11 protein-coding genes are annotated in these 11400 nt (G+C 50.1%); 5 read left to right on the top strand and 6 right to left on the bottom strand.

Annotation, left to right across the window (positions count from 1 at the left end):
• The first annotated feature begins 287 nt into the window (after window positions 1–287).
• Complete coding sequence (locus tag ABD892_RS13870) at window positions 288–848, top strand: hypothetical protein (protein WP_345196394.1); 561 nt, start codon at window positions 288–290, stop codon at window positions 846–848.
• 44 nt (window positions 849–892) lie between these two features.
• Here ABD892_RS13870 and ilvC read toward each other — a convergent pair whose 3' ends face one another.
• The 3 genes from ilvC to ABD892_RS13855 form a co-directional block, all read right to left on the bottom strand.
• On the bottom strand, window positions 893–1909 hold the full coding sequence (gene ilvC, locus ABD892_RS13865) for a ketol-acid reductoisomerase (RefSeq protein ID WP_345196393.1): 1017 nt from the start codon (window positions 1907–1909) through the stop codon (window positions 893–895).
• Window positions 1910–1991: 82 nt separating this feature from the next.
• Window positions 1992–2483 carry an acetolactate synthase small subunit gene (ilvN, locus tag ABD892_RS13860; RefSeq protein ID WP_211830951.1) on the bottom strand — a complete coding sequence of 164 codons (492 nt, stop codon included), beginning with the start codon at window positions 2481–2483 and terminating at the stop codon, window positions 1992–1994.
• Window positions 2483–4210, bottom strand: a complete 1728-nt coding sequence (locus ABD892_RS13855; protein WP_345196396.1) for an acetolactate synthase 3 large subunit — start codon at window positions 4208–4210, stop codon at window positions 2483–2485. Before ABD892_RS13855 ends, ilvN begins: the two co-directional genes overlap by 1 nt.
• Before the next feature lie 593 nt (window positions 4211–4803).
• Between ABD892_RS13855 and ABD892_RS13850 the strand changes: the two genes are divergently transcribed.
• Complete coding sequence (locus ABD892_RS13850) at window positions 4804–5256, top strand: DUF4124 domain-containing protein (RefSeq protein WP_345196391.1); 453 nt, start codon at window positions 4804–4806, stop codon at window positions 5254–5256.
• 71 nt (window positions 5257–5327) lie between these two features.
• Here the strand turns inward: ABD892_RS13850 and ABD892_RS13845 are convergent, their stop codons facing one another.
• The 3 genes from ABD892_RS13845 to mrcB are packed head-to-tail and all read right to left on the bottom strand — an operon-like array spanning window position 5328 to window position 8482.
• On the bottom strand, window positions 5328–5642 hold the full coding sequence (locus ABD892_RS13845) for a YqcC family protein (RefSeq protein WP_345196390.1): 315 nt from the start codon (window positions 5640–5642) through the stop codon (window positions 5328–5330).
• A 4-nt stretch (window positions 5643–5646) separates the two neighbouring features.
• Window positions 5647–6126, bottom strand: coding sequence for a tetratricopeptide repeat protein (locus tag ABD892_RS13840; RefSeq protein WP_345196389.1), 480 nt, complete (start codon window positions 6124–6126; stop codon window positions 5647–5649).
• Between the two features lie 10 nt (window positions 6127–6136).
• Complete coding sequence (gene mrcB, locus ABD892_RS13835; protein ID WP_345196388.1) at window positions 6137–8482, bottom strand: penicillin-binding protein 1B; 2346 nt, start codon at window positions 8480–8482, stop codon at window positions 6137–6139.
• Window positions 8483–8611: 129 nt separating this feature from the next.
• Between mrcB and ABD892_RS13830 the strand changes: the two genes are divergently transcribed.
• The 3 genes from ABD892_RS13830 to ABD892_RS13820 all read left to right on the top strand — a co-directional run bounded on the left by ABD892_RS13830 (window position 8612) and on the right by ABD892_RS13820 (window position 10965).
• On the top strand, window positions 8612–8959 hold the full coding sequence (locus tag ABD892_RS13830; RefSeq protein ID WP_345196387.1) for a hypothetical protein: 348 nt from the start codon (window positions 8612–8614) through the stop codon (window positions 8957–8959).
• Between the two features lie 150 nt (window positions 8960–9109).
• Window positions 9110–9361 carry a TfoX/Sxy family protein gene (locus ABD892_RS13825; RefSeq protein WP_345196386.1) on the top strand — a complete coding sequence of 84 codons (252 nt, stop codon included), beginning with the start codon at window positions 9110–9112 and terminating at the stop codon, window positions 9359–9361.
• An 809-nt stretch (window positions 9362–10170) separates the two neighbouring features.
• Complete coding sequence (locus ABD892_RS13820) at window positions 10171–10965, top strand: hypothetical protein (RefSeq protein WP_345196384.1); 795 nt, start codon at window positions 10171–10173, stop codon at window positions 10963–10965.
• Window positions 10966–11400 lie beyond the last annotated feature (435 nt).

Genomic DNA, 11400 nt, shown 5'->3' with positions numbered 1-11400 from the left:
GGTCATTGATTACTCACTGACCACCCCCTGTTTAAGTTGGAAATTTCAGAAGAGGCGACAACTATGCTGGCACAGGGGGATCCATAGAGCGACTATTCAAAAAGAACTTAACTGAGGCACAGCTTTTTGAAGATCTTGCCGAACGAGGTCTTTATGCAGCAGGCCCTAGGCATGAATTACTGCAGCGTTGCCGCTCAGATTCTCAACTGACGAAAAAGTATGTTAAGTTTTGCTGGCGTCACTCTAAACAAGCACATCGCGAGTTTTGTCGAAGTCAGGCTAGTCTATTGAATAGAAATAACATTCCCACTTCTGATTTATCCAACTTATGGACAGCTAATAAAATCGCTAAACTCATTTTTGATATAAAAAAACCATCGTTTGACCGGACTTATTTTGAAAGGCGACAACGTATAAAAGCAGCAACGACTCAATCAGTCTCGAAGGCTAAGACACCTACAATGCCCCCTTGCCACGTCTCTCTGCAAAAACTTCCTCATATTACAACCCCGATTGATTTAAGGATGATGTATAAGACATGGGAAAGAGCAATCTGGTGTGGAGAAACATGGTGGCACTATTCATCAGAACTTGAACGCTATACACAAACTCATTCTACGACATCATTACAACATCTTGCTGATATGCGTCCGGATAATCATAAATGGTTAAAGCGTATGCGTGAATCACTGGTTGATGCAAAAAGTAACCAAAGTGCCAGAGAAATGTACCCCACCGACTTTGAAGGAACGGTTTTGACCAACCAGCATATCAACATCATGGTTGGCTGGATCAATAACAGCTTAACCAAAATAGGTTTGCCGAAATTACAGGAACTAGCCCTATAAAAAAGGCAGAGTAAACTCTGCCTTTTCATAACCAGTGAATGCGATCAGTTCTTGTCTTTATCCACCAGCTTGTTAGCAGCAATCCAGGGCATCATCTCACGCAGCTTTGCGCCCACCTGCTCAATGGGATGTGCGGCATTGTTACGACGATATGCTGTCATAGACGGATAGTTAGTCGCACCTTCCGTAATGAACATCTTGGCATATTCACCATTCTGGATACGCTTGAGCGCATTGCGCATCGCCTGGCGGGACTCCTCGTTGATCACTTCAGGGCCCGTCACATACTCACCATACTCCGCGTTGTTAGAGATGGAGTAGTTCATGTTGGCAATACCGCCTTCGTACATCAGGTCAACGATCAGCTTCAGCTCATGCAGACACTCGAAGTAAGCCATTTCCGGCGCATAACCGGCTTCGGTGAGGGTCTCGAAACCCGCCTTAACCAACTCTACCGCACCACCGCACAGGACGGCTTGCTCACCGAACAGATCGGTTTCAGTCTCATCTTTGAACGTGGTTTCGATGATACCGGTACGACCACCACCCACGCCGGCAGCATAGGAAAGTGCTAACTGCTTGGCGTTGCCGGAAGCATCTTGGTAAATCGCGACCAAATCAGGAATACCACCGCCTTTCACAAACTCGGAGCGGACAGTGTGACCAGGTGCTTTAGGCGCGACCATGATAACGTCCAGATCTGCGCGCGGCACAACCTGGTTGTAATGGATGGAGAAACCATGGGCAAAGGCCAGAGTTGCACCTTCTTTCAGGTTGGGTTCGATCTCATTGCGATACAGCTGCGCCTGGAATTCATCGGGGGTCAGGATCATGACCACATCCGCCTGGCTTACGGCTTCCGCCACTTCTTTTACCGCCAGACCCGCACTTTCCGCCTTGCTCCAGGAGGCTGATCCCTTACGCAGAGCAACCGTCACCTCAACGCCGGAATCTTTCAGGTTGTTGGCATGGGCGTGCCCCTGGGAACCATAGCCGACAATGGTCACGCGCTTGTTCTGGATGATGGAGAGATCACAGTCTCTGTCGTAATACACTTTCATTTTATCCCGGACTCCTCGTTTCCAACCCACACTTATCATTCATTATTCAGACTGCTCAAATGGCGAACAGTTCATTTCGATCCTAGAGACTCAGGACCTTTTCACCCCGCGCGATACCCGTCACGCCGCTGCGCACCACTTCCAGGATCGTGCTTTCTCCCACCGCTTCCAGGAAGGCATCCAGTTTCTCACCGGTACCGGCGAGCTGGATGGTGTAGACCGACGGTGTCACATCCACAATCTGGCCCCGGAATATATCGGCGCAGCGTTTCACTTCTGCCCGCAGCGGACCCGATGCCTTGAGCTTCACCAGCATCAGCTCCCGCTCAATGTGCGCACCTTCGGTCAGGTCCACCAGTTTGACGACGTCAATCAGCTTGTTGAGCTGCTTGGTGATCTGCTCAATGGTTTCCGGCTTACCGATGGTGGTCACCGTCAGACGCGACATGGTCGGATCTTCGGTCGGTGCCACGGTCAGTGTTTCAATGTTGTAGTTCCGCTGGGAAAAGAGACCGACAATACGGGACAAGGCGCCGGGTTCGTTCTCAACCAGTACTGAAATAATGCGCCGCATCAGGTCCGCTCCGTCTTGCTTAACCACATATCCCGCATGGAGCCTTCACGGATCTGCATCGGGTACACATGTTCGTTAGGATCCACATCCACATCCAGGAAGACGAGACGGTTGTTGAGGCTGAACGCTTCATGCAGCGCCGGTTCCAGATCAGCAGGACTGGAGACCTTGATACCCACATGGCCATACGCTTCCGCCAGCTTGACGAAATCCGGCAGGGATTCCATGTAGGAGTGGGCGTAGCGGCTGTTGTACTGCATATCCTGCCACTGTCGTACCATGCCCAGCGCCTGGTTGTTCAGATTGATGATCTTCACATTCAGGTCGTACTGACGACAGGTGGACAGTTCCTGGATATTCATCTGGATACTGCCTTCACCGGTCACACAGGCAACTTCGGCATCGGGATAATGCAGTTTGACCCCCATGGCTGCTGGTAAGCCAAAGCCCATGGTGCCGAGGCCACCGGAGTTAATCCAGCGGTTTGGCTTATCAAAACGGTAATACTGGGAAGCGTACATCTGATGCTGGCCAACATCGGAGGTCACAAACGTATCCCGGTCTTTTGTCACCTCATACAGGGTTTCAATGACCTGCTGCGGCTTGATGATGGATTCATCACCTTTGTCATAGCCGAAAAGACCACCACGGCTGCTGCGCCACTCATCGATCTGCTTCCACCAGTTCTTTAACGCATTGCTGTCTGGCTCATACTCTTTTTCTACCAGTTCCAGCATATCGTTCAGTACAGTATCGACCGGTCCCACAATGGGAACATCCGCAGGAACATTCTTGGAGATACTGGCCGGATCAATGTCGATATGAACGACTTTTGCCGTAGGACAGAACTTGGCAGTGCTGTTGGTGACCCGATCATCAAAGCGAACACCCACAGCAATCACCAGATCACTGTGATGCATGGCGAGATTGGCGCAGTAACTGCCATGCATCCCCAGCATACCGATGAACTGTTCATCGCTACCCGGGAATGAGCCCAAACCCATCAGGGTATTGGTCACGGGTAAATTAAACTTCTTAGCCAGCTGGGTCAGTTGCTCCGACGCTTTGCCCAGGACAACACCACCACCAGCATATAACACGGGACGACGTGCCTGCATCAGCAATTCAGTCGCCTTGCGAATCTGACCGCTGTGCCCTTTCACCGGCGGAGAGTAAGAACGAATCTTGACCTTGCTCGGATAGCTGTATTCGTACTTTTTGCTGATATCCGTGATGTCCTTGGGCAGGTCAACAACCACCGGTCCTGGACGACCACTTTGAGCGATATAAAACGCTTTCTTGATGGTTTCCGGGATATCCTCAGCACGCTTGACCAGGAAACTGTGCTTCACGATTGGCCGGGATATACCGACCATGTCGGTTTCCTGGAACATGTCTGTGCCAATAAACTCAGACGGCACCTGTCCGGAAAGCACCACCATGGGAATAGAATCCATATAGGCAGTGGCAATACCGGTAATGGTATTGGTTGCACCGGGACCGGAAGTCACCAGCGCCACGCCCGCCTTGCCACTGGCACGGGCATAACCGTCTGCCATATGGGTGGCGGCCTGCTCATGGCGTACGAGAACGTGTGTGATTTTGTCCTGACGGAAAATCGCATCATAGACATGGAGAAGAGCGCCGCCCGGGTAGCCGTAGATATACTCGACCCCCTCATCGGCGAGGGCGCGAACCACCATGTCCGCGCCGGATAGTAATTCCACTTGCTTACCCTCAGTCACGAGTTCACCGATCATTGTCTTTTCCGGGATGCCTTGGTTGTGTCGCATGGCCTTACTACATCGGTAGACCTGCCAAAGCCGAGCCGGATTCTCTGTTGTTATTGTCAGCCAGTGGCAGCGTGTCGCGTAAATCCGTTACGTCGGTGGTGTTTCCCTGCACAACGATGGCATGCCAGTGGCCAGCGCTCGTAAATCAGACTTAAAAGGGCCTTGTCGTATAAGACCATTACATTCCTGTGCGGGTAACGCTTGCGGAATGCAGACCGGGCAAACTCCAGATTCTGAATGGTCGCAGAACCTGACCCCGATGCTGTATTGTTATTGTCACTTGAATGGCCTTACCGGAAGATTGTGTCTACCGGTGCGCCAGATGGGGTCATTGTTGAATTTTCACCGTGAAGTGTCAATAGCGCGCCTGCGCTCACTCACCCCTATTGTCAATAGGGATTCGTCCGACATTCCGCTTTCGTCTATTCTGCAGTCCAGCCTGTATATTGCAGCACATAACAGGGAATACTTTTTGCGGTAAGATCACGCTAAAGTTATAGAAGCAATAACAACAAATGATCCCCAATATGAAAGCGTTTACCCTGATCGGCCTTGCCCTGATGCTCGTCTCTGTTCCCACCATGAGCGAACAGATATACCGCTGGAAAGATGCTAACGGCACTGTTCACTTTGGCACGAAACCACCAGAGGCATTTAAAGGTAATGTTGATGGCATGGAAAAGCCCAATGCCATTGGTAATGAAAAGCCGTCAACACCGGCAAGTAACGAGCTCAATACACCACCCGCGGCAAGCCAGAACCAGACCAAATATGAAGAACAACTCAGGCAACTGGATACAGAGAAGCGTGCAGCCTGTGACCGGGCATTAGCGAACCGGAAAAGTCTGCTCAACAGCCATCGTATCCAGATCAAACAGGCAGACGGCACTTACCGTATGCTTAGTCATGAGGAAAAACTGGAACAACTCAGGGATGCCGATGAGGCGATTACTGCTTATTGCGAAGGAAGAGAAGAGTAAATCCGACAGTTTTGCTGGTAGTTGCATCCTGACTAACTACCAGCAAAACTGAGCACTGTTGATTGTTTCAATCAACGCATCTGCCAATCCAACTGTTCAATCAATTCCAGCAAGCTCCGTCGGTTTTCAATATGCTGGGCCTTGAAGGCTTCTTCCGCGTACGGTTTGATATCACTGCCGGTCGGCAGTGCTGTGCCATGATCCATAATGGCTCTCAGGCGGGGGATATAAATCCACTGCAGCCACTGAGTGAATGGCAAGGTGTCCACACAAAAAGGACTGGTGCTTGCCAGCGCTTCCGGTGAAGGCGGCATCGCCTCCCACAACGACTGACGTTTTAACTCTGCTTCCAGCTCTGCCAATAAAATCCGTACTGCTTCAGACACGCGTTTACTTACCTTGTACGTCCGGCGCCATAGACCGGTTCAATTGATTCAGAAAAAGATGGACTTGCTCACGCAACAACGGAGCATCCGTCAACGTGAGGCTGCGCCGAGCCAGCTGTGAGGCTTCATGATACTCGCCCAAGGCCGATTGCATCATCGCCATATAGTAATACACTAACGGATCATCCGGACTGATGCGCAAAGCCCGATGCAATATCACCAGACCATTATCCTGATTTCCGCCCAACCATTGTTGCCGACTGTTTTTCAGCAGGCTGGTCACTGCTGCCGGACGACCGACAGCTGTTTCCTCCTCAAGCCGCGCCAGCATGGCAGGATCATCGGACCAGGTGGCCTGAAGAGGCATTAAGGAAGGCTGCAGGCTACAGCCGCCTGCCAGCAACAAAAACAGAACAAGCAGCGGACGCAGCCAAAGCAGCGTCCAAACATCCTGCTTATGGGAAACACCAATCACTTCAACCATATAAGGCTCACTACTCAAACAGGGCCCGGAACCAGTCTACCACAGAGTCTTTTTCTTCCCCCGCACAGGCGGCCCGCCCTTTAGGCTCTGAACCTTTAACAAAAGGCAGTACCCGACTCTGACTACAGGATTGACTACCAATCAGTCCGGTCTTTTCATCTACCGTGATCCAGTGGATGTTGTCACCCGAGGCTTTGGGCAGGGATTTCAGGGGGCGCTGGCGCATCAGATCCGTCCAGACCCGCAAGGCACCGGTACCACCCGTCAGGTGCGTGGGCGCATTATCGTCATAGCCCAACCAGGCAACCGCCAGTGTGTCCCGGGAAAAACCGGCAAACCAGCTGTCCCGTTGTTCATCCGAGGTACCGGTTTTACCCGCCAGAGAGACAGAATTCGAAATTGTCCGGTAAGCGCTTTTGCCCGTGCCGTTGCGCATCGCTTCCTGCATGGCATAACGGATCAACGCCATGGAAGATGCCGGGAACACCTGCTCCACCGCCAGAGAATAGTGCCTCAGGGGATTACCCTGAGCATCCAGCACCGCATTGATCGCCCGCAGTGGTACCCGGTAACCGCCCGATGCCAGTGTCTGATACATGGCTGCGACTTCCAGGGGGCTCAAGTCCAGTGAACCTAACAGCAGCGATGGATAAGTGTTGACCTGACCGCTCAGTCCCATGCTCCGAAGCGTTTTAACAACCTGATCAACCCCAACGTCCATCCCCAGTTGTGCGGTCGCCAGGTTATAGGACTTCGCCAGCGCCTGATATAACGGCACCTGACCGTGGGTCTTGCGATCGAAGTTACCCGGCTCCCAAAGTTGGCCATTGGCCAGTTTCACGCTAACCGGTGCATCATTGATCAGGGTCGCCAGGGTGTATTGTTCCGGTCGCATGAGTGCGGTGAGATAAACGGCCGGCTTAATTAATGAACCGATAGGACGTCGCGCATCTAATGCCCGGTTAAACCCGGCAAAACCGGGGTCTCGGCCACCAACTACTGCCTGAACATCCCCGGTGCGGGCATCGGTGACGACAATCGCCCCTTCCAGCGGCGGCTTCCCCTTTCGATCCAGCTGTTTCAGTTTACGGGCCAGACTCTCCTGAGCCTGGTGCTGAACCACAGGGTTCATATTGGTAAATATGCGCAACCCTTCACTGGCGAGATCTTTATCCTGATAGTCTGTTCTGAGCTGGCGTTTCACCAAATCAATATAAGCAGGGAAAGCATTGGCCTGAAGACGCTCCACCGGTACCACGCCCAGCGGACGCCCCTTGGCTCGATTGGCTTCCGAGGCAGTCACAACGCCATGTTCAACCAACATGTCGAGCACCAGGTTCCGACGTTCCAGCGCCCGTTCCGGATACCGGCGAGGGTTATACCAGGAGGGTCCCTTAACGATGGCCACCAATAGCGCCACCCGAGACAGATCCAGCTCCTGCAACGGGCGGGCAAAATAAAACTGGCTTGCCAGGGCAAACCCGTGAATGGCCCGCTGCCCCTGCTGGCCGAGATACACCTCATTCAGATAGGTTTCCAGAATCTCATCCTTGCTGTAGTGCATTTCCAGCAGCAAGGACATCAAGGCCTCTTCAGCCTTGCGAGCCAGCGTCCTCTCGTTACTGAGAAAGAAGTTTTTGACCAGCTGCTGGGTCAGTGTACTACCGCCCTGAACAATCCCACCCGCCTTGACGTTGGCAAACATCGCCCGGGCAATCCCTTTGAACGACAGGCCCCAGTGGTCATAAAAATCACGATCCTCGACCGTGACCAGCGTCTGAACCAGGTATTGCGGTGTTTGGTCCAGCCTAACAAGAATCCGATCCTCATGGGTGGCTGGCGAAATACTGCCCATTAACTGGGGATCCAGCCGGGTCACCGGCACATCACGACCCGCCGTGTCACCCAGCGCCGCCAGCATGCCATTGCGGAAGATAGCAATCACCTGCCGCGAGGATTCCCGTCCATCAGGGAAGCGGAAGCCACGAATATAGATATGAAAGCGATTGTTTTCTCGGGAATAGGTCCCCGGTCGGCCCACCTGCTTCACCGGCTGATAACCCTGCCGACGCAACTGCAGCTGGAGGAGCTCAGGATCCAGCCGAAGCCCGGCATAGAGTTCCAACGGCTGGGCATAGACCTTCGCCGGGATCGCCCACTTGCGCCCCTCGAATTTCCGTGTGACCACCGCATCCAGATAGACCATCAAGGCCATCAGCACCGCCAGACCGGCGATACCAAGCTTCAGCACCAGCGACAGCCAGCGCTTGCGTCCCCTGGGTTCATTTTTTCGCTTACCTGACTTCCCTGCGCGTTTAGCGGGTTGCCGGCTGCTTTTTCGTTTCGTTCCAGCCATGGTCGGATTATATGGAAAACCCCCGTTCAGGCTAATACGCAAACGCCGGTTTTATGGGAACTCTCTCCACAAGGCGTACTCCAATACTTACCTATACTGACTCAGGCGTCTGTTCAAAGGAATGTCATTATGAAGAACGTGGTTTTATTAATGAGCTGTCTGTTCTCCAGCCACCTGCTGGCAACGGGCACCCCGCTCTGCGATACAGCAGAAGTACGCAATCAATTGATTGCGATTGAAAAATCCCGTCAACCGGGCATAGATTTCACCCTGCCACCGGGCAAAGTCGAGTTTATTCGCAGCGTCCAGCATGGGGGAAAGATGCTGCATATCTGCAGGGCAACCGTTTTACGTCGGGATGACCGTCAAAATTCCGTAGAAAGTGCCGTTGTTTATTACACCGAGCCCGTTAAAGAAACAGAATCCGGCTTTAGCATCGTCATTCTTAACCGAAAAAATGACCAACGAGACATCTGATTCGTGTTTCTTTATTAAAACCGCCGCCTGAGAATCACATCCGGGTTTTTGCCCTATTAAAATTAGCTATCATTACAAACAAGACGACATTTATTCTGTCAGCGGTTAACTGTGCGCCAGGATGGCGACCAAGGGAAAGGAAGTAGATCAATGGATTTGATCGAGCTGAAGAACCTGGGCAAGACCTCTGTGCAATGGCTCAACGCGGTAGGCATACGCAACCGGGATCAACTGCAGGCCCACGGTGCCGTAGGCGCCTATGTCAAAGTGCGTGAGCGTGGTTTCAAGGTTTCAAAGGTTCTACTGTATGCACTGGAAGGCGCACTGATGAATTCGCACTGGAATGACCTTTCACCTGAGCTGAAAAAGCAGCTCCTGCAGGATGCAGGGGAAAAAGACTAAAGCCACACGGCGCTTTCAGATGCAACGCCTCCACTCTGCAAAGCGCTCATGCCAACTCCGGCTCATCTCTTCCGTTACACATAATTACAAATTCCCAGAGATTATTATTTGACCATTCAAATGATAACGATTATCATTATCTGCACGTAAGGTGTGATGATCTTACGTCCTGCACCTCTGTTTGCATGCAGTCAAACAACCCTGCAGGTTATCTCCTCATCAGGCTAATCACGGTAATATTGCCCGCTGCCCACACAGCGGGCTTTTTTTGTCTTGCTGTTAGCGAGTCTAAATAGACTTACTGCTAGACAGCAACAACTTCATATCAGATTCGAGTCATGGCGAGCTTATCAGACGGTCTGGCGACAGGTGATTCCAGTTGTAGGTCTGTTGAACACTGATACCGAGCTGCTCAGCAACAGCAGAAACTCTTCGGCATAAGCAGGGTTTCTATGTCGAGTATTGATACACCTCCCAGTTAGGACTGAATTTACCTTAATAGGGTGTCCACAATTCGTGGGTAACGCCTACCAATATCCTTCCATTGTTTTAATTATTTAATACACTAAAAACGATACTCATTTTTGAACTGAGGTTTTAGGTTAGCAAAAAAAACAAAAGTAGTTATTCACAAATGCAACTTAATCCATCAAAAGCCACTCAATTACATATACCATTTCATTACAGCGATCAACCGGCCATTAACACGCCCATAGTTTGATAAAATCACAAACATGATAGATATCAATTTATATTCGCACCAAAAACACGATTCATGACCAAAATTCACAATCTGACTGGAGCTAAAAATGATTAGGCATTTATCATCAAGCATGCTAACACTGCATTTATTCAACCAACAAAAAACTCACACAGCTGTAAACTCTCATACTACAAGAAATCAACTAAAAGCATCAAAATCTTACCCTTCACTTACCAGCCCCCCTGTTCACCAACGTACTATTGATGAGTTTAACAGGACTCACAGCATACACTTATATTTCTCTGATTACTTTTCATTGATATCTGACGACACGATTTCAGATGAAGAAAAAGATCGCGCTTATAATGCCTTAATAAAAGCAATCATTAACCAATATGAAAACGCGCAAACTCAAAAAGACTTAGTTCCACTTGCAATTTGCGCAAGGTATTACTCAGTAAAAATCGTTACAGATATAACAGAGTTAAACTCTCTTCTTGAAAGCAAAACCTTCATCGAATATGGATTAAGTAACTCACAGCCACACTATTTAAAAGCCATTTATTATCTTACTGTTGCCATTGCGAGAGATACACAAACAGATGCTGATGACACTCTCTTAGACTTATGGCAAAAATGTGTAACTCTAACTTTAGATACAGTAATCTCTCAGCAGACACCATCTTCTGAATCTCTCCATAACTTAGGCGAGATACAAGCACTAACCACACAAGTCATAGCTGACTCAGAGCCAAAAATCACACAAAATGCAGAGTGGTTCACAAAACTAAAGAAACAATCTACCTCTTTAGAAATGATAACTGCAAGCGCCAACACAGAACAAAAAAACAGACGAACTACCAGGTCAAGACGTACAAGAAGAAGCTGCGAAACCTTTTAAGCTTACCCATGAAAAAAGATCACTATATCAAGATACAATAAATCATGAAAAACCACCCACGCTTATTATTCCCATGCTTGAGGAACTCAAGGCAGAGGTAAAGAAAGAACAAGTTTCTCAACATTATCAAATGACTACATCGAAACACGATGATTGGGAAGATACATTACTCCGATGCACAAGTGGCAATAAAGTGTACACATCGCACATGCTCGACGTAACCCGTAGAGTGAATCGTCAAGGGAGGGCATGCAAAATAATTTTGGATCAAATACAGAGTGATGAAGCCAGGGAGTTAGCGCCAAGGGCTTCCGGTGCTGAAGCCAACTCTGCTGTTACAACGTTACCAGATAGCGTAAGTACTCAAAAACTCCTGTGCAGACCACATGGCAGCCAGCATGAGGCGTATTCGATAATATTTGCCAGTCTCGGAAT

The sequence above is a fragment of the Kistimonas scapharcae genome, from assembly GCF_039540975.1.
Lineage (GTDB): Bacteria > Pseudomonadota > Gammaproteobacteria > Pseudomonadales > Endozoicomonadaceae > Kistimonas > Kistimonas scapharcae.
This window is presented reverse-complemented; position numbering and strand designations above follow the sequence as displayed.